Origin of the sequence: Streptomyces sp. NPDC059743 (assembly GCF_042732975.1) — a bacterium.
Taxonomy (GTDB): domain Bacteria; phylum Actinomycetota; class Actinomycetes; order Streptomycetales; family Streptomycetaceae; genus Streptomyces.
Genome location: NZ_JBHWGS010000022.1, coordinates 108,682 through 127,865 on the forward strand (window position 1 = coordinate 108,682; position 19,184 = coordinate 127,865).

At 69.6% G+C, this 19,184-nt stretch carries 13 protein-coding genes; 5 read left to right on the forward strand and 8 right to left on the reverse strand.

What is annotated here, in order from left to right; translation table 11 throughout:
• Nucleotides 1-242: 242 nt before the first annotated feature.
• Genes ACFV6H_RS32360 through ACFV6H_RS32370 form a run of 3 tightly spaced genes read right to left on the reverse strand, consistent with a single transcriptional unit; the run spans nucleotide 243 to nucleotide 3,387 of the window.
• Entirely contained in the window at nucleotides 243-1,034 is a 792-nt protein-coding gene (locus ACFV6H_RS32360; protein WP_385549585.1) for a sugar phosphate isomerase/epimerase family protein, read from the reverse strand.
• 44 nt (nucleotides 1,035-1,078) lie between these two features.
• Nucleotides 1,079-2,239, reverse strand: a complete 1,161-nt coding sequence (locus tag ACFV6H_RS32365; RefSeq protein ID WP_385549479.1) for a dihydrodipicolinate synthase family protein — start codon at nucleotides 2,237-2,239, stop codon at nucleotides 1,079-1,081.
• Nucleotides 2,236-3,387, reverse strand: a complete 1,152-nt coding sequence (locus ACFV6H_RS32370) for a Gfo/Idh/MocA family protein (protein ID WP_385549482.1) — start codon at nucleotides 3,385-3,387, stop codon at nucleotides 2,236-2,238. The genes ACFV6H_RS32365 and ACFV6H_RS32370 overlap by 4 nt, the downstream gene beginning before the upstream one ends.
• A 150-nt stretch (nucleotides 3,388-3,537) precedes the next feature.
• Between ACFV6H_RS32370 and ACFV6H_RS32375 the strand changes: the two genes are divergently transcribed.
• The 4 genes from ACFV6H_RS32375 (at nucleotide 3,538) to ACFV6H_RS32390 (ending at nucleotide 8,779) form a co-directional block, all read left to right on the forward strand.
• Nucleotides 3,538-4,629 (forward strand): LacI family DNA-binding transcriptional regulator, encoded by a 1,092-nt coding sequence (locus tag ACFV6H_RS32375; protein WP_385549485.1) that lies wholly within the window; start codon nucleotides 3,538-3,540, stop codon nucleotides 4,627-4,629.
• Between the two features lie 134 nt (nucleotides 4,630-4,763).
• Nucleotides 4,764-5,759, forward strand: coding sequence for a GNAT family N-acetyltransferase (locus tag ACFV6H_RS32380; protein ID WP_385549488.1), 996 nt, complete (start codon nucleotides 4,764-4,766; stop codon nucleotides 5,757-5,759).
• Complete coding sequence (locus ACFV6H_RS32385) at nucleotides 5,756-6,532, forward strand: sugar phosphate isomerase/epimerase family protein (protein ID WP_385549491.1); 777 nt, start codon at nucleotides 5,756-5,758, stop codon at nucleotides 6,530-6,532. Before ACFV6H_RS32380 ends, ACFV6H_RS32385 begins: the two co-directional genes overlap by 4 nt.
• Nucleotides 6,533-6,943: 411 nt before the next feature.
• A complete protein-coding gene (locus ACFV6H_RS32390; RefSeq protein ID WP_385549494.1) occupies nucleotides 6,944-8,779 on the forward strand; it encodes a glycoside hydrolase family 3 protein in 1,836 nt (611 codons plus the stop codon).
• 126 nt (nucleotides 8,780-8,905) lie between these two features.
• Here ACFV6H_RS32390 and ACFV6H_RS32395 read toward each other — a convergent pair whose 3' ends face one another.
• The 4 genes from ACFV6H_RS32395 to speB form a co-directional block, all read right to left on the reverse strand.
• Nucleotides 8,906-10,348 carry a S28 family serine protease gene (locus ACFV6H_RS32395; protein WP_385549497.1) on the reverse strand — a complete coding sequence of 481 codons (1,443 nt, stop codon included), beginning with the start codon at nucleotides 10,346-10,348 and terminating at the stop codon, nucleotides 8,906-8,908.
• 242 nt (nucleotides 10,349-10,590) lie between these two features.
• A complete protein-coding gene (locus ACFV6H_RS32400; RefSeq protein WP_385549500.1) occupies nucleotides 10,591-14,433 on the reverse strand; it encodes an ABC transporter ATP-binding protein in 3,843 nt (1,280 codons plus the stop codon).
• Nucleotides 14,434-14,609: 176 nt separating this feature from the next.
• Nucleotides 14,610-15,467 (reverse strand): serine hydrolase, encoded by an 858-nt coding sequence (locus ACFV6H_RS32405; RefSeq protein ID WP_384987441.1) that lies wholly within the window; start codon nucleotides 15,465-15,467, stop codon nucleotides 14,610-14,612.
• A 149-nt stretch (nucleotides 15,468-15,616) separates the two neighbouring features.
• The gene (gene speB / locus ACFV6H_RS32410) at nucleotides 15,617-16,633 is read right to left on the reverse strand and encodes an agmatinase (protein ID WP_385549504.1); all 1,017 of its coding nucleotides are present in this window, start codon (nucleotides 16,631-16,633) and stop codon (nucleotides 15,617-15,619) included.
• A 495-nt stretch (nucleotides 16,634-17,128) separates the two neighbouring features.
• Between speB and ACFV6H_RS32415 the strand changes: the two genes are divergently transcribed.
• The gene (locus ACFV6H_RS32415) at nucleotides 17,129-18,286 is read left to right on the forward strand and encodes an acyl-CoA dehydrogenase family protein (RefSeq protein ID WP_385549507.1); all 1,158 of its coding nucleotides are present in this window, start codon (nucleotides 17,129-17,131) and stop codon (nucleotides 18,284-18,286) included.
• A gap of 90 nt (nucleotides 18,287-18,376) precedes the next feature.
• Here the strand turns inward: ACFV6H_RS32415 and ACFV6H_RS32420 are convergent, their stop codons facing one another.
• Nucleotides 18,377-19,162 carry a phosphatase gene (locus ACFV6H_RS32420; protein ID WP_093601676.1) on the reverse strand — a complete coding sequence of 262 codons (786 nt, stop codon included), beginning with the start codon at nucleotides 19,160-19,162 and terminating at the stop codon, nucleotides 18,377-18,379.
• Nucleotides 19,163-19,184: the final 22 nt, after the last annotated feature.

Genomic DNA, 19,184 nt, shown 5'->3' on the forward strand with positions numbered 1-19,184 from the left:
CCGGTCCCCCGACGACCGGGAGGACACCGTCCGCTCGTCAACTCCCTACAGGCACCGCTTGTCGACTCCGGCGGCCATCGGCCCGCTCCGGCGCTACAAGGGGCCCGGTCCTGCGACCGGGCCCCACGCGCTCCCCCCTCCAGCAGAGCCTTCCGATCCCCCCGGATCCCTCCCCGAAGGCCCTGTTGACGAATATGACTCATGTCACCCGGGAAGGGTTGCACGGTTTCGCAGAGTCATTTTCACCGCGCGTGCCGGACGTACCGGTCGACCACCTCGACCAGCACTTCCACACCGTCCCGCGCCCACAGTCCGTCGTTGAACAGCTCCACCTCGACCGGGCCCGAGTAGCCCGCCGCGTCGACCCGTTCGCGCCAGCCGCGCAGATCGACCGCTCCGTCGCCGAGCTGGCCCCGGCCGTTCAGCACCCCGGCCGGGAGCGGTGTCGTCCAGTCGGCGAGTTGGAAGGAGAAGATCCGTCCGCCCGCGCGTGCGACGGCCGCGGGCGCCCGGTCGTCCCACCAGACGTGGTACGTGTCCACGACCACCCCGACCTGTCCGGCCGGGAAGCGCTCGGCCAGTCCGAGGGCCTGGTCGAGGGTGGAGACCACACAGCGGTCGGCCGCGAACATCGGGTGGAGCGGCTCGATCGCCAGCCGGACGCCACGCTCCGCCGCGTACGGCGCCAGCTCGGCCAGCGCGTCGGCGATCCGCTCGCGCGCAGCGCGCAGATCCCGGCTGCCCGCCGGAAGCCCTCCGGAGACCAGGACGAGAGTGTCCGTGCCCAGTACGGCGGCCTCGTCGATCGCCGCGCGGTTGTCGGCCAGCGCCTCGGCGCGCCGGGCCGGTTCGATCGCCGTGAGGAAGCCGCCGCGGCAGAGCGTGGTGACGGCGAGCCCGGCCTCCCGTACGAGCTTGGCGGCGGCCTCGACCCCGTACGCCTGGACCGGTTCGCGCCACAGGCCGACGGCCGGCACTCCAAGACGGACGCAGGCCTCGGTCAGCTCGGGCAGAGTCAGCTGTCTGACCGTCATCTGGTTGATGCTGAGGCGGCTCAGATCGCCGTACGACGAGCCGGTCACGGGTGTACTCCGTACACACTCAGCAGCGATCTCATCCGGGCCTCGGCGCGTGCGGGATCCGGGAACAGGCCGAGCCCGTCTGCCAGTTCGTAGGCCCGCGCGAGATGCGGCAGCGAGCGGGCCGACTGGAGGCCGCCGGCCATGGTGAAGTGGTCCTGGTGACCGGCCAGCCAGGCGAGGAAAACCACGCCCGTCTTGTAGAAGCGCGTGGGTGAGCGGAAGAGATGGCGGGCCAGTTCGACGGTGGGATCGAGGAGTTCCCTGAAGCCTTTGGTGTCACCCGTGTCCAGGACGCGGACGGCTTCGGCCGCCAGCGGGCCGAGCGGATCGAAGACACCGAGCAGAGCGTGGCTGAAGCCCTGTTCGTCGCCTGCGATCAGCTCCGGATAGTGGAAGTCGTCGCCCGTGTAGCAGCGCACGCCCGCCGGCAGCCGGCGGCGCAGCTCGGTCTCACGCCCGGCGTCCAGCAGCGAGATCTTGATCCCGTCGACCTTGTCCGGATGCTCGGCGATGACCTGGAGGAAGGTCTCGGTGGCCGCGTCGAGGTCCGTGCTGCCCCAGTAGCCCTTGAGGGCGGGATCGAACATCGGGCCGAGCCAGTGCAGTACGACCGGTTCCGCCGCCCTCCTTAGGAGGTGGGCGTAGACATCGAGATAGTCGTCAGGAGCCGTCGCGGCGGCGGCAAGGGCGCGGGAGGCCATCAAAATGGCCTGGGCGCCGGCCTCCTCGACAAGCGCGAGCTGCTCCTCGTACGCCGTGCGCACATCCTCCAGGGAGGCCGCTCCCGGGGCCAGCTGGTCGGTGCCCACTCCGCAGGCGATCCGGCCGCCGACCGCCTTCGCCTCGGCGGCGGAGCGGCGGATCAGCTCGGCGGCGCCCGTCCAGTCCAGGCCCATACCGCGCTGCGCGGTGTCCATGGCCTCGGCGACCGCCAGGCCGTGCGACCACAGATGGCGGCGGAAGGCGAGCGTGGCGTCCCAGTCGACGGCGGCCGGCGCGTCGGGGCTGGTGTCGGCGTACGGATCGGCGACGACATGGGCCGCGGCGAAGACCGTACGGGAGGTGAGCGGCGGCCCTCCCGCGGTGAAACGGGCGGGCTCGGAGCGCGGCGTGTATGTATACATACCGCCCTCAGTTGAGGGCAGTCGCAGGGTCACAGCGTCAGCTCCGGCACCTCGAAACGGCGGCCCTCCGCGGCGGACCGGAGCCCCAGCTCGGCAAGTTGCACACCACGCGCGCCCGCGAGCAGATCCCAGTGGTAGGGCTCGTCAAGTGCCACATGGCGCAGGAACAGCTCCCACTGCGCCCTGAAACCGTTCGCGAACTCGTCGTTGTCCGGAACTTCCTGCCACTGGTCGCGGAAGGACTCGGTGGCGGGCAGATCGGGGTTCCAGATGGGCTTGGGCGTGCCTGCGCGGTGCTGGATCCGGCAGCCGCGCAGTCCCGCGACGGCCGAGCCGTGTGTGCCGTCGACCTGGAACTCGACCAGTTCGTCTCGGTTGACCCGGACCGTCCAGGAGGAATTGATCTGGGCGACCGCGCCGCCGTCCAGTTCGAAGATCCCGTACGCCGCGTCGTCCGCGGTCGCCTCGTACGGCTTGCCCTGCTCGTCCCAGCGCTGCGGGATGTGTGTGGTGATGAGCGCCTGGACGCCGGTGACCCGCCCGAACAGCTCGTGCAGGACGTACTCCCAGTGCGGGAACATGTCGACGGTGATGCCACCGCCGTCCTCGGCCCGGTAGTTCCAGGAGGGACGCTGGGGCTGCTGCCAGTCGCCCTCGAAGACCCAGTAGCCGAACTCTCCTCTTACGGAGAGGATCTCGCCGAAGAAGCCTCCTTCGACCAGGCGCTTCAGCTTGAGCAGACCGGGCAGGAAGATCTTGTCCTGGACGACACCGTGCTTGATGCCGGCGCTCCTGGCGAGCCGGGCCAGTTCGAGGGCGCCGGCGAGATCCGTCGCGGTCGGCTTCTCCGTATAGACGTGCTTGCCCGCCGTGATCGCCTTCTTGAGGGCTTCGACACGAGCGGAGGTGACCTGCGCGTCGAAGTAGATGTCGACCGTGCCATCCGCCAGAACCGTGTCGAGATCGGTGGACCACTCGGTGAGGCCGTGGCGCTCGGCGATCTCCCTGACGGCGTGTTCGCGCCGGCCGACGAGGACGGGCTCGGGCCACAGTACGTCGCCGTCCCCGAGGTCCAGCCCGCCCTCCTCGCGGATCGCGAGGAGGGAGCGCAGCAGATGCTGCCGGTATCCCATGCGCCCCGTGACGCCGTTCATGGCGATCCGCACTGTCCTGCGTGTCACGAAGTTCCCTCCATACGGCCGCAGCAAGCGCTTTCTATGAGGTAGAAAGCTAGCCTGCGACAGCGGCCGGTACAAGAGCCCGCCCCGATCTCTCCCGCGATCTCCCGCGCGCTCTTCCGGAGATCTCTCTCGTCCCCTTCGGAGGAAGCGATGACAGTCACCCTGGCGGATGTGGCGGCCCGCGCCCGGGTGTCGCCCGCCACCGTCTCCCGTGTGCTGAACGGCAACTATCCGGTCGCCGCCGCCACCCGGGAGCGCGTGCTGCGGGCGGTGGACGAGCTGGACTACGTATTGAACGGGCCGGCCAGTTCACTCGCCGCGGCCACTTCCGACCTGGTCGGCATCCTGGTGAACGACATCGCCGACCCGTTCTTCGGGATCATGGCCGGTGCGGCCCAGACCGAGATCGGCGGCCAGGAGGGCACCGGCAGGGCGGGCGGCGAGAAACTCGCCATCGTCTGCAACACGGGCGGCTCGCCCGAACGCGAGCTGACCTATCTGACTCTGCTCCAGCGCCAGCGGGCCGCGGCGGTCATCCTGACCGGCGGGGCACTCGAAGATCCTCGGCACACCGCCGCGATGACCGCGAAGCTGGCGAGACTCGCCGACGCGGGGACTCAGGTGGTGCTGTGCGGGCGTCCGCCGCTGCCGGACAGCGACGCGATCGTGGCGGCGCTGGCCTTCGACAACCGTGGCGGCGGGCGGCGGCTGACGGAGCATCTGCTGGCGCTGGGACACCGGCGTATCGGTTATGTCGCGGGGCCCTTGGAGCGTACGACGACGCGGCACCGGCTGGAGGGCCACTGGGCGGCGATGGCGGCAGCCGGGCTGAGCGAGGGTTGGCCGGCCGGAGGGACGGCCGAGGGACGGGAGTCGCTGACGGTGCACGGCCCGTACACCCGCCGCTCCGGATACGAGGCGACGCTGGAGCTGTTGCGCCGCGCACCGGATCTGACGGCCGTGGTCGCGGCCAATGACACGGTGGCGCTGGGGGCGTGCGCGGCGGTGCGCGAGCAAGGGCTGCGCATTCCGCAGGATGTCTCGGTGGCGGGCTTCGACGATCTGCCGTTCGCGGTGGACGCGGTGCCCGCGCTGACGACCGTGCGGCTGCCGCTGTACGAGGCGGGAGCGCGGGCCGGGAGGCTGGCGATGGGGACGGAGGCGCCGCCGCCGGGCGGGATCGCCACGATCGCGGCGGAGCTGATGGCGCGGGCGTCGACGGCACCGCCGCGGGGGAACTGAGGGCGCGAGTGAGGATGGGCAGGCGACGGTTGGCGGGTTGTCGCCAGAGTGCGGATTGATCCTTGTCGGCTGTCGGCGGCCGGGCTTAATGTTGACTCAGTCAAAGAAAAGGCCGGGAAGTCCGGGGGTGGATCATGGCCGTCCAGGAAGTCCGTGCGTTCAACCGCTTCTATACGAATCTCATCGGGGCGCTCGACTACAGCAAGCACCTCTATACGCCGTTCACGCTCACCGAGTCGCGGGTGCTGTACGAGCTGGCCCACGCGTCGCGCACCGACGCCGCCGATCTGCGGGCCGAGCTGTCCCTCGACGCCGGATATCTGAGCAGACTGCTGACCAAGTTCGAGCGTGACGGGCTGGTCGGGCGCGCGCCGTCCGAGCAGGACTCACGGCGTCGGCGGATAACGCTGACACCGCGAGGCCGCGAGGCCGCGGCACTGCTCGACGAGCGGTCGCGGGAGGCCGTGGGCTCGCTGCTCTCGAAGGTCGAGCCCGAGCTGCGGCCACAGCTCACGGACGCGCTGCGGACGGTGCGGGACATCCTCGGCGCCGGGCGTCCCGGCCCGGCGCACCGGGACGGACCGATCCTGCGCGATCCGGTCCCCGGCGAGCTGGGCTGGATAGTGCAGCGTCATGGCGCGCTGTACGCGGCGGAGTACGGCTGGAACACCGAATTCGAGGGCCTTGTCGCCGGAATCGTGGCGGACTTCGCACGGGACCACGACTCCAGGCTGGAGCGGGCCTGGATCGCCGAGCTGGACGGCGGTCCGGTGGGTTCGGTGATGTGCGTACGGGCCGACGGGCCGGAGGCACGGGACACCGAGCCGCACACCGCGCGGCTGCGCCTGCTGCTGGTCGAGCCGGGAGCCCGGGGACACGGCCTCGGGGAGCGGCTGGTCGGGACGGTGGTGGAGTTCGCGCGTGAGGCGGGGTACCGGGAGCTGACGCTGTGGACCAATGACGTTCTGGCCGCCGCGCGGACCCTCTACCAGCGCGCGGGATTCACTCTCGTCGCCGAGAAACCGCATCACTCCTATGGAGCGGACCTGGTCGGCCAGGACTGGCGGCTGCCGCTGCGGGAAGAAGCGGTCATACCCACGGAAGGACAGCGGAAAGGAACAGGCCCATGAAGCTCGCCTTCTCGACCCTCGGGGTGCCCGGGCTGTCCATACCCGAGGTTGTCGCGCTCGCCTCCTCGACCGGCTATCAGGGAGTGGAGCTGCGGGCGCATCCGGAGGAGCCGGTGCACCCTGGGATCGGGGCGCGCGAACGGGCCGCGGTGGTGGACGAGTTCAAGCGCGCGGGCATCGAGATCCTGACGGTCGCGGGATACACCCGGGTGGCGAGCGCGACGGCCGATGAGGACCGGCTACGCCGGGAGCTGGAGGAACTGCTCCGGCTGGCAAGGGATCTGGGCGCCTCGTTCATCCGTGTCTTCCCGGGCGGCGGCGATCAGGACCTGGCCGACGCCGACGCGGCAGCGGCGCGCCGGCTGGCCTCGGCGGCGGAGCTCGCGGCGGACCTCGGCGTACGGATCCTGCTGGAGACACATGACTCGCACCGCACGGGAGCGGACGCGGCACGGGTGCTGGGACCGGTGGGACACCCGCAGGTGGGAGCGGTATGGGATGTGATGCACACCTGGCTGGGCGGTGAGGAGCCGGTCACCACACATGCGGCGCTGGGACCCTGGCTGGGCTATGTACAGGTGAAGGACATCGCCTCGGCGGAGGACACGACACCGCTGGCGCTGGGGACGGGAGTGCTGCCGCTGGGCGAGTGTCTGGCTCTGCTCGATGACGGTTGCTGGGTGTGCTGGGAGTACGAGAAGCGCTGGTATCCGCAGGCGGCCGAGCTGCCGAGGCTGCTGGTGGCGGGCCGTGAGTATCTGGCGGGTCTCTAGGGCCTGTCCGCCCCCTGGCCTGGCCTGTTCTGGCCTGGTCTGCGCGGCCCTGGCCTGTCCGGTCGGTGCCGTCCGCTTCCGGAACGGAGGGCGGCGCGGAGGCGAGGGAGAGGACCGCCACCGGCGCAGACAAAGGGGGGCGCACCGGTGGCGGTGTGCTGCCGGACGCAGGCGGCTGGAGAGGGGAGTCAGCGATCGCAGCCAGCAGCGAGGGCCGACACCGCGCTGCGGAGACTCACCGGCGCACATCAGTAAGACGAGCGGTATGGGCCGGAGGTTCCGAAGGTCCGGAAACTCCCGCGGAAGCGCCGCCATGGGAGAGCCCTTGACTGGCAGTTAGTTTCCGGCTAAGCGTGGTTCTTTGGAAGTTTCCTTCACCCCCCTCGCAGCGCACAGCCGGAAGGAGCACCAGTGCACGACCGGACCATCTCCAGACGCGCTCTCCTCACCGCAACCGCCGTAGCGGCGGCAGCCGTTGCCACCTCGGCCGCCCCCGTGGTGGCCGCTCCCCCGCATCTCGCTCCCCTCGCTCCGTACCGCCGCGACCGGCTCCGCCGACTCATCTCACGGATGAGTCTGGAGGAGAAGGTCGGCCAGCTCTTCGTCATGCGGGTGTACGGCCACTCCGCCACCGCTCCCGACCAGGCCGACATCGACGCCAACCTCGCCGAGATCGGCGTCCGTACCGCCGCGGAGCTGATCTCGACGTACCACGTCGGCGGCATCATCTACTTCGCCTGGGCCCACAACACCCGCAATCCCCGGCAGATCGCCGAGCTCTCCAACGGCATCCAGAAGGCGGGCCTGGCCCAGAACACCCCGGTCCCGCTGCTGATCTCCACCGACCAGGAGCACGGCATCGTCGCCCGGGTGGGCAAGCCGGCCACCCTGCTGCCGGGTGCGATGGCGCTCGGTGCGTCGCGCTCGCGGGCCGACGCCCGTGAGGCCGCCAGGATCGCGGGCGCGGAGCTGGCCGCCATGGGCATCAACCAGAACTACGCGCCGGACGCGGATGTCAATGTCAACCCGGCCAACCCGGTCATCGGCGTACGGTCCTTCGGCGCCGATCCGCAGGCCGTGGCCGGTATGGTCGCCGCACAGGTGACGGGCTATCAGAGCGCCGGGATCGCCACCGCCGCCAAGCACTTTCCCGGCCATGGCGATACGAAGGACGACAGCCACTACGCGCTGCCCACCATCCACCACACCCGTGAGCAGTGGAGCGAGCTGGACGCACCGCCGTTCCGGGCCGCGATCGCCGCCGGTGTCACCTCGATCATGACCGCGCATATCGTCGTCCCCGCGCTGGACCCGAGCAAGGACCCGGCGACGCTCTCGCGTCCCATCGTCACCGGCGTACTGCGGGAACAGCTCGGTTACGACGGCGTGGTGATCACCGACGCGCTCGGTATGGAGGGCGTACGGCAGAAGTACGGCGACGACCGGGTGCCCGTGCTCGCGCTCAAGGCGGGCGTGGACCAGTTGCTCAATCCGCCGAATCTGCGGATCGCCTGGAACGCGGTCCTGGCGGCGGTGAAGGGCGGCGAGATCAGTGAGGAGCGCGTCGAGAAATCCATCCTCCGTATCCTCGAACTCAAGGAGCGGCTGGGCCTGTTCGGCGGCGATGCCGCCGTCTCGCTGCGGAATCTGGACCGTACGGTCGGCACCCGGGCCCATCTCACCGCCGCCGACCGGATCGCCGAGCGGACCACCACGCTGCTCGTCAACGAGAACAAGCTGCTGCCGCTGAACCGGCGTCGGCAGCGGAATCTGCTGGTCGTCGGCGCCGATCCGGCCTCGCCTTCCGGGACGACGGGCCCGCCGACCACCGTGCTCGCCACGGCCCTGACCGAACTGGGCTTCACCGCCACGGCGCTGTCCACCGGTACGGCCCCGAGCGCGGCGCAGATCGAGGCCGCGGTGGCGGGCGCGCGAGGCAAGGACGCGGTGATCGTGGCCACGTACAACGTCTCGGCGACCAGTTCGCAGCGCACGCTGGTCAGTGCGCTCGCCGCGACCGGCGTGCCCGTCGTCACGGTCGCCATCCGCAATCCGTACGACATCGCGCGGCTGTCCGGCGTCAGGGCGTCCCTCGCCACGTACTCCTGGACGGATGTCGAAGTGCGGGCGGCAGCGCGGGTGATCGCGGGCCGGGTCCGGCCCCGAGGAGCGCTGCCCGTGCCGGTGCAGCGCGCGGACGATCCGACGCAGGTGCTCTATCCGATCGGTCATGGTCTGACCTACTGACCGGCCGAGCGCACTCGGTCGTAGCACGGCACGCGGTCGTAGCACGGCCGTGCCCGCCGTCCTCGGGTCCTGGGACCGAGAACGGCGGGCACGGTTCGAGGGCCGGGCGGCCCTACGGCCGACGTATTACGGCCTCAGGGTGTGCTCCCGCTCGACCTTCTGCCGGTCGAGCTTGGCGTCGAACGGCGCCAGCGGCTTCGCCTTCGCCGCGTCCTGCTGGACGGCGGCCGGAGCGACGCCCGCCCATGCCAGGATCCGGGCCGTGGCCTTCGCCTGCTCGTCCGGGACGAGAGCGGCGACATTGGCGCCGTGGTTGGCACCCGGCGCGACATACACATAGCTGTCACGCGCGCCGTGGCCGAGGCGGAAGGGCTCCGCACCCCACGGGTCGTTCTGCCCGTACACGAACAGCATCTGGTTCGCGTGGTGACGGACCCAGGAGTCGACGTCCGGCATCGTGGACGGATCGAACTTCATCGGGATGGAACGCGGTACGAAGTTCCGCGGCGGCTGGTAACCGTAACGGCTCAGCTTGCCCAGATGCGGCTGCTTGATGTCGGGCGAACCGAGCTGGGTGCCCGCCTGGTAGTAGTACGGCGTGTAGGTCTCCAGGCCCTGGTCCGTATAGGCGGAGAAGCCGGAGATCGAGTCGATGGTGTCGTAGATCTCCTGGTCGGAGGCGGTGGCCGCGACCGGGATGAACTCGCAGTCGGAGAGCAGGCTGTACTGCCAGAACGCCCAGACGAAGTCGAGCACCACGGCCTCGTACGCCTTGTCCAGCGTGCCGACGGTGGTGAAGGTGGAGCCGGTGGCGTCCGCCCACTCCTGGTACGTCTTCTCCAGCGGCTCGCGCCGGACCAGCGCCTCGCGCTGCACGGCGTTGAGCTTGTCGCGGCACTCCTTGGTGCCGACCCGCTCGAAGAACCGGTCGTAGGCCGAGTCCTCCTTGTTCACCACGTCGTTGGGCGCGACGTACGCGACGACGCCGTCCATGTCACGCGGGTAGAAGCGCTCGAAGTACGTGGCGGTCATACCGCCCTTGGAACCGCCCGTGGAGAGCCACTTCTTGGGATAGATCTTCTTGAACGCCGAGAAGATCCGGTGCTGGTCGCTGGCGGCCTGCCAGATGTCCAGCTTCGACCAGTCGGCCGGCTGCGGACGGGACGGCGTGAAGAAGCGGTACTCCATCGAGACCTGGTTGCCGTCGATGATCCGTGTCGGCTCACTGCGGCCCGGGTTGGTGGAGACGTTGTAGCCGCCGGTGAAGAAGACCGTCGGCCGGCTGGTGTCCTTGTGCAGCAGGGTGACACGCTGCTGGAAGGTGCCCTTGGACGGATGACGGTGGTCTACCGGCTGGGTGTAGTTGAGAACGAAGTAGCGGTACCCCTCGTACGGCTTCTCCTGGATCAGACTCATCCCCGGGATGGCGAGGACCCGGTCCTTGATGTCGGTGGTGTCGGTGGCGGTCTGGTGGTCCGCACCCCGATCGGCGGCGGTGGCCGCACCGGCCGTGGCTACCGTGCCTATGATCAGCACGAGCGACAACAGCCATCTCAGCGCCTTGCGCATTCACACTCCCTGTGTTCATGACAGACGCCGTGAACCTAGCGGGGTGAACGCGCGACTCGCCAGTGCCGTCCCGGCAGAGATTCCGGTCGGCCAAGCTGGAGAGTCGGTCGAACCGGAGAGTCGGTCGAGCTGGGGAGTCAGCCGAACCGGAGAGTCTGCCGGGCCGGAGGCTCCCGAGGACTCGCATGCGCCGTGAGGGCTCGGATCACCGACCTCGGACCACCGACCTCCGGCCACCGTCCTCAAACCACTACGGCCGGTTCCTCCTCGCCGAGGAAGCTGCGCCACAGCTTGGCGTACCGGCCCTCCAGCGCGAGGAGTTCCTCGTGCGTACCGTCCTCCACGACCCGGCCGTGGTCCATCACGACCACCCGGTCCGCGCGGGCCGCAGTGGTCAGCCGGTGGGCGACGACCAGGGTGGTACGGCGGCCCGCCAGCCGGTCGGTGGCCTGGTTGACCAGGGCCTCGCTGGCCAGATCGAGGGCCGCGGTCGCCTCGTCGAGCAGCAGTATGTCCGGATCGACCAGTTCGGCGCGGGCCAGGGCGATCAACTGGCGCTGTCCCGCCGAGAGATTGCGGCCCCGCTCGGCGACCTCGTGCAGATAGCCGCCCTCCAGCGTGGCGATCATCTCGTGCGCGCCGACCGCGCGGGCCGCGGCCTCCACATCCGCGTCGCGCGCCTCGGGACGTCCGTAGGCGATGGCGTCACGGACCGTACCGGCGAAGAGATACGCCTCCTGCGGTACGACTCCGAGCCGGTGCCGATACGCCGTCAGATCCAGCTCCCGCAAATCGGTACCGTCCACGGTGACCCGGCCGCCGGTCGGATCGTAGAACCGCGCGACCAGTTTGACGAGAGTCGACTTGCCCGCACCGGTCTCGCCGACGAAGGCGACGGTCTGGCCCGCCGGTATCCGCAGTTCGACACCGCTGAGCGCGGCATCCGCGGCGCCCGTCGGCCTGCCATCGGACGTCGGCCTGCTGTCGGACACAAGCCTGTCCGGCGCCGGCCCGTCCGACGCCAGCCTGTCCGGCGCCGGCCCGTCGGACTCCAGCCCGTTGTAGGTGAACTCCACACCCTCGAAAGCGATCTCGCCGCGCAGCGACAGCACATCCAGCGGCGCCTTCGAGGAGGCCGTCGAGGTCGGCTCCCGCAGCAGCTCCTGGATACGGCCCAGCGAGACCGTCGCCTGCTGATAGCCGTCGAAGACCTGCGAGAGCTGCTGCACGGGCGCGAAGAACAGATCGATGTAGAGCAGATACGCCACCAGCGCGCCGGTGGTCAGCGTCCCGGCCTCCACCCGCCCGGCGCCGACGATCAGTACGGCCGCCGCGGCCACCGAGGACAGAAGCTGCACGAACGGGAAGTACACCGATATCAGCCACTGGCCGCGCACCCGGGCCGCGCGATAGTGGTCGCTGCGCCCGGCGAAGCGCTCGGCGCCGTCCTTCTGGCGCCGGAACGCCTGGACGATCCGCAGCCCGGACACCGACTCCTGGAGATCGGCGTTGACGGCGCTGATGCGCTCACGGGCCAGTTCGTACGCCTGCACGCTCTTGCGGCGGAAGTAGACCGTACCGACGATCAGTACGGGCAGAGTCGCGAAGACCACCAGCGCGAGCTGGATGTCGATCACCAGCAGCACGACCAGGATGCCGAAGAAGGTGACGACGGAGACGAACGCCGTGACCAGACCGGTCTGGAGGAACGTCGACAGCGCGTCCACATCGGTCGTCATCCGCGTCATGATGCGGCCGGTCAGCTCACGCTCGTAGTAGTCGAGTCCGAGCCGCTGGAGCTGCGCGAAGATCTTCAGGCGCAGCGCGTAGAGGATACGTTCGCCGGTCCGCCCGGTCTTGCGTGTCTCGCCGATCTGCGCCGCCCACTGGACGAGCACGGCCACCAGCCCCAGCGAGGCCGCGACCCATACCGCGCCGAGCGCGAGCCGCTCGACGCCCTGGTCGATGCCGTGCCGAATGAGAACCGGCAGCAGCAGGCTCATTCCGGCGTCTACGGCGACGAGCGCGAGGCTGATCAGCAGCGGCACTCCGAAGCCGCGCAGCAGTCGGCGCAGTCCGTACGACTCCTCGGCGGCGACGGCGCGTGCCTCGTCGACCTCCGGGGTGTCGGTGGCCGGAGGCAGCGCCTCCACCTGGGCGAGCAGTTCGGGAGTGGCGCCGGGCGCCTTCGCGTCGGAGGCGGTGTACGACCTCTCCTCCCGTATCCACAGCGCGGGAGTGACTCCGCGTTCGGCGTCGAACTCCGCGTCGATCTCCCGCTGGAGGGCGCGGGCCTCCTCCGGCGACGGGACGTCCTCGGGACCTCCGGCAGCGACCGGGAGATGGCCGGGCGAGACCTCGCCGAGCTCCTCCGGATCGGTCAGCAGCCGCCGGTAGAGAGCGGACCGCTCCTGGAGCTCCTCGTGGGTGCCGATGTCGGCGAGGCGTCCGCCGTCGAGTACGGCGATACGGTCCGCCAGGCCGAGGGTGGAGCGGCGGTGGGCGATGAGCAGTGTCGTACGCCCGGCCATCACCGCGCGCAGCGCCTCATGGATCTCGTGCTCCACCCGCGCGTCGACGGCGGAGGTGGCGTCATCGAGAAGGAGCAGCCGTGGGTCGGTGAGGATGGCGCGGGCCAGGGCGATGCGCTGGCGCTGGCCGCCTGAGAGGGTGAGGCCCTGCTCGCCCACCTTGGTGTCGTAGCCATTGGGCAGTTGGCTGATAAAGCCATGGGCCTGGGCGGCGCGGGCGGCCTTGAGGATCTCCTCCTCGGTGGCGTCCGGCTTTCCGTAGGCGACATTGGCGCGGACGGTGTCCGAGAACAGGAAGCTGTCCTCCGGTACGAGACCGATCGCGGCCCGCAGCGAGTCGAGCGTCAGCTCGCGTACGTCATGGCCGCCGACGAGGACCGCGCCGTGCGTCACGTCGTAGAAGCGGGGCAGCAGCAGCGAGACCGTGGACTTGCCGCTGCCGGAGGAGCCGACGACGGCGACGGTCTCGCCGGGCCGGATCTCCAGCGAGAAGCCGTCGAGTACGGGCCTGCCGTCGTCGTACGCGAACGACACGTCGTCGAACTCGACGGAGGTCACAGCGTCCGCCGGCAGTTGCTTGGTGCCGTCCTGGAGAGTCGGCTCGGTGTCGATCAGCTCCAGTACGCGCTCCACGCCGGCCCGCGCCTGCTGGCCGACGGTCAGCACCATGGCGAGCATCCTGACCGGGCCGACGAGCTGGGCGAGATAGGTGGAGAAGGCGACGAACGTACCGAGAGTGATCTGACCGCGGGTGGCCAGCCAGCCGCCGAGCGCCAGCATCGCGACCTGTCCGAGTGCGGGCACGGCCTGGAGCGCCGGGGTGTAGCGGGCGTTGAGTCTGATGGTGCGCAGCCGTCCGGCGAAGAGCCTGCGGCCGGCCTCGCGGAGTTTCCCGGTCTCCTGGTCCTCCTGCCCGAAGCCCTTGACGACCCGGACCCCGGAGACGGCTCCGTCGACGACTCCGGCGACGGCGGCGGCCTGTGACTGGGCGTACCAGGTGGCGGGATGCAGCCGGGCGCGGCTGCGGCGGGCGATGTACCAGACGGCCGGGGCCACGGCCAGGGCGACCAGGGTCAGCGGCGGTGACAGCCACGCCATGATCACCAGGGATATCAGGAACAGCAGGACATTGCCGATGGTCATCGGCAGCATGAAGAGCAGGCCCTGGATGAGCTGGAGGTCGCTGGTCGCGCGGCCGATGACCTGTCCGGTGGAGAGACTGTCCTGGCGCCGCCCGTCGAGCCGGGCGATCGTGTCGTACATGTCCGTACGCAGATCGTGCTGGACGTCGAGCGCGAGCCGGCCGCCGTAGTAGCGCCGTACGTAGGTGGCCGCGTAGACGGCGAGCGCGGCGAGGACCAGCAGACCCGTCCAGACCAGGAGGGAGCGCCGGCCGTCCCCGATCACATCGTCGATGACGACCTTGGTGATCAGCGGGACGAGTGCCATCACCGCCATACCGGCCAGCGACGAACCGAGCGCCAGGATCACATTGCGCCGGTAGCGCCATGCGTATCCGGCCAGCCGCCGTGCCCAGCCCTGCTCCGCCGCCACTGATGCCTCCCGATCGTCCTGATCTGCCGGAAGGCCCAACGCGGGCGGCGGCGGATTTCATCCCTCCGCAACAAAGCGCGGCAAAGACCGGTCTCCGGTCCTAGGCCCGGAGACCGGTTTGCGTCGGACCGGCCTACGTCTGCGCCACGGAGGAAGGGGCGCCCGCCACCGGGCCGTCACTTCGCCGCGGCGAGATCCTTGTGGACGGCCCGGGCGACGGCCTGAATGGTGTTGATGCCGTCGTTCATGGTCTTGTTGTCGTGTGTGAGCACGGTGATCAGATAGTTGTTGCCCTTGCCGGTGAACGCGCCGATGCTGTGTACGCGCCAGCCGTGCGTGGACCGCTGGAGCCAGCCGTTCTTGAGCTGGACGGTGGCGGAGGCCGGAGCGCCCGCCGGGACGCCCCAGCGCTGGGACGAGACGACCCGGCGCATCCGGTCCAGGATGTAACTGCGGGCGTTGTCGCTGAGCACAGTGTTCTTGGCGGTCACCAAGGTCAGGAGCTGCTGCTCGTCACGCGCGGTGATCTGGGTGAGGCCCCAGGAACCGTTCGCGCCCGGAGTGGTCTGGGTCATCCCGGCGGCCTTGAGGAAGCCCTTGACCTTGGTCAGACCGAGCTGCTTCCACAGGGTGCTGGTGGCCGCGTTGTCCGACTTGGTGATCATGGCCGTCGTGAGATCGACCTCGCGCTGCGTCAGATAGCGGTTCGTCTTCCTCGCGTCCCAGAGCAGCGTGGCAAGGACGGTGACCTTGACCACGCTGGCGGAGTCGAACTTCTGCGTGGCGCGCAAGGTGCAGCGTGTGTTGGTCGTGCGGTCGTAGACCGCGACGGCGGTGGTGGACTTCCTGGACTTGAGCGCCGCCGTGATGTCCTTGGTCAGCTTGGCGGCGAGGCCCGCCCTGCCCGAGGTACAGCCGACGGCCGGAGTCGCGGCCACGGCGGGCGCCGCTCCCGCGACGACCGGTACGAGCCCCGCGGCGAGGGCGACGGAGAGCGCGCCACGGGCGCGCCAGGATATTCGCTGGTGAGTCATGAAGTGAGTCCCGCCCCTGCCCCAGTCGCGTCAACGAGCGCGCCGCACGGCGCGCTCGCAGACATGATGCACAGGGACGGGTCAATGGTTGTATGGGCTCGAACACAATTGCTGACCGAGACCAAATCGTGTTCCTGTACCCATCGCGTTCACGCCCGGAGACGCGTCGGCTCCGTGGCCTCCGCTATCCCTCGGGCCATGAGCGTGGTCAGTTCGTACGCCGTGTGGGAGGCGGCGACGGAGGTGATCTCGGCGTGGTCGTACGCGGGCGCCACCTCGACGACATCCGCCGAGACCAGATCGCAGGAGGCCAGTCCCCGGACGATCTCCAGCAGCTCGCGGGAGGTGAGCCCGCCGGCCTCGGGCGTGCCGGTGCCGGGCGCGTGCGCAGGATCAAGCACATCGATGTCGACGGAGATGTACAGCGGGCGGTTCCCTATGCGCTGCCGTAGCTGGTCGACCACCTCGTCCACACCACGGCGCATCACATCGGCCGAGGTGACGATGCCGAAGCCCATCCTGGCGTCGTCGTCCAGATCCTTCTTCCCGTACAGCGGGCCGCGCGTGCCGACATGGGAGAGTGCCTCCGTGTCGAGGATGCCCTCCTCGAAGGCCCGGCGGAACGGCGTGCCATGTGTGTACGCGGCGCCGAAGTAGGTGTCCCAGGTGTCGAGGTGCGCGTCGAAGTGGAGCAGCGCGACCGGTCCGTGCTTCTTCGCCACCGAGCGCAGCAGAGGCAGCGCGATGGTGTGGTCGCCGCCGAGCGTCATCAGACGCGCGCCGGTGCCGAGCAGTTCGTCGGCGGCGGCCTCGATGGTCTCGACGGCCTCGTCGATACGGAACGGATTGGCGGCGATGTCCCCGGCGTCCGCGACCTGCGCGAGCGCGAAGGGAGAGGCGTCCTGGGCCGGGTTGTACGGGCGCAGCAGCCGCGACGCCTCGCGGATCGCGTTGCCGCCGAACCGGGCGCCCGGCCGGTAGGAGACGCCGCTGTCGAAAGGAACGCCGACGACGGCGACATCGGCGGTGCCGACCTCGTCCAGCCTGGGCAGCCGGGCGAACGTGGCCGGGCCCGCGTACCGCGGGATACGGGACGAGTCGACGGGACCGCGCGGGCCGTCCTCACGGTCGGCCGTGGCCGGGTGTACCTGTCCGTTGCTGCTCATCGTCGGGCCTTTCCGGGTGATGCGTGCGGCTCCGCACTGCTCTGCGTGGTGCTGTCTTGCTCTGGTCGGTCTGTGTCGCTGCGTCAAGAATGGACCGGCGTCCCGACAGGCGGTTGAACCTGTGGAAAACCTGTCCTCAGCCCTGTGGATAACTGAGCGCCTCGTCCGTGCGTCATGACGGTAGGCGGCTGGAAAGCAGCGCTGAAGTGTACGTTTCCTCTATTCCGCTCACAGCTGGTGGACGGATCGTCCATGCCTGACGCGGCGGCGCTCGGTTTCGGCGTGACACCGGTGTACGACACGGTGCCGGCTGTGAGGCGCGGCCGTTTCGCTGTGACGCGTACGACCGTTCCACGTTTTCCACAGCCCTGGACACTCTGACTGACCGCCGGGTAACTTTCCCTGAGCAAGCGCTTAATCGAAGCTCAGGCCAGTCATGGCGAATGCCCAGGCCGGCCGTGCACCATCGGCCCGTGAACCACAGGAGGTTTTCCCGTGCGTCGTACCGTCTACAACGAGGACCACGAGGCGTTCCGGGAGACCATCCGCGCCTTTGTCGAGGCCGAGGTCGTCCCGGTCTACGACGAGTGGTACGCGGCGGGCCAGGCGCCCCGCGATTTCTACTACAAGCTCGGTGAGCTGGGCGTCTTCGGGATCGAGGTGCCGGAGGAGTACGGCGGCGCGGGCGAGGAGTCCTTCAAGTTCCAGGCGGTCATGACCGAGGAGGCCGCGCGCGCGGGCGTCTCCTTCGGCGGCTCCGGCGTCCATGTGGCGCTCTGTCTGCCGTACCTGAAGGCGTATGCCACCGACGAGCAGAAGAAGCGCTGGCTGCCGGACTTCGTCAGTGGCCGGACCATGTACGCCATCGCCATGACCGAGCCGGGCACCGGCTCCGATCTGGCCGGTATGAAGACGACCGCCCGGCTCTCCGAGGACGGTACGCACTATGTGCTCAACGGCGCCAAGACCTTCATCACCGGCGGTGTTCACGCGGACCGCGTCATCGTCTGCGCCCGTACCGCCGCTCCGACCGCCGACGACCGGCGCCATGGCATATCCCTGCTGGTCGTGGACACGAGGTCCGAGGGCTACGCGGTCGGCCGCAAGCTCGACAAGCTGGGCCTGAAGACCTCCGACACCGCCGAACTGTCCTTCAGCGATGTGAAGGTCCCGGTCGGGGATCTGCTCGGCGAGGAGAACAAGGGCTTCTCCTATCTCGGCCAGAATCTGCCTCAGGAGCGTCTGGGCATCGCCGTCGGCGCGTATGCGCAGGCCGCCGCAGCGGTGCGGTTCGCGCAGCAGTACGTGCAGGAGCGGACGGTCTTCGGCAAGTCCGTGTCGTCCTTCCAGAACACCAAGTTCGAACTGGCCGCCTGCAAGGCCGAGGTGGACGCGGCGGAGGCCGTCGTCGACCGCGCGCTGGAAGCCCATGACCTGGGCGAACTGTCCGCCGCCGAGGCAGCGTCCGCGAAGCTCTTCACCACCGAGGTCGCGCACCGCGTCATAGACCGGTGCCTCCAGCTCCATGGCGGCTACGGCTATATGAACGAGTATCCGATCGCCCGGCTGTACGCGGACAACCGCGTCAACCGTATCTACGGCGGCACCAGCGAGGTCATGAAGATGATCATCGCCAAGTCGATGGGCCTCTGAGCGCCCTCCTGAGCCCTCCCTCAAGCCCTCCCTCACGATCGGACGCCACAGCCCAGGAAGTCACCGTCCCGGACCTCACCGTCCGGGACGTCACCGTCGGAGCAGATCGGCCTCGTTCAGCAGATACGCGGTCATCGGGTCGTAGAAGCGCGGGTCCGTGACATGGTCGTCCAGCGGGACCGTCACCTCCATCGTGCCCTCGGCCTCGGCGAGGAAGAGCGCGGGATCGTTGCAGTCCGCGTATCCGACCGAGTCCAGTCCCCGCTGGGCCGCGTATCCCGCCCAGCCGTGGTCCGCGACCACCAGATCCGGCAGCGGTCTGCCCTCGCCCTCCAGGGCGTCCAGGATCGCCCGCATGGGCTCCGGCGAGTGGGTGTGCCAGAGAGTCGCGCCGCGCTCCAGCATCGCGACATCGGCGAACTGGAAGACCATGCCCTCGTCGGCGGTGAGCCCGCCGGGAATCTGTACGATCTCGCAGCCCGCGGCCCGCAGCGCGTCCGCGGTCTGCCGGTGTACGTCGAGCAGCCCGCCCGGATGGCCGGTCGCGAACAGTACGCGCTCCCTGGCCAGAACGGCCTTGCGCAGCCGGGCGGCCATCCGCTCCAGGGCTCCCACGGTCAGCTCGGGATCGATGGTGTCCTGGCCGGCCCGGTGCTCGGGATCGTCGTTGACACCGCACCGCTCGGCCATCACGGCGAGGACGTCCTGCTCGTCGGTCCAGCGGTCGCCCAGCTCCAGGCCCAGCCAGTAGTGGCGGTCACCGTTGGCGAGCTTGCGGTAGTGGGAGAGGTTGTTGTCGCGAGGAGTGGCCACGTCTCCGGCGATACGGGTGCGGACGAGGTGGTCGACAAGGGCAGCGCGGCTGGGTATCGGCATGAGCCCATTGTGCCGTCAGCCC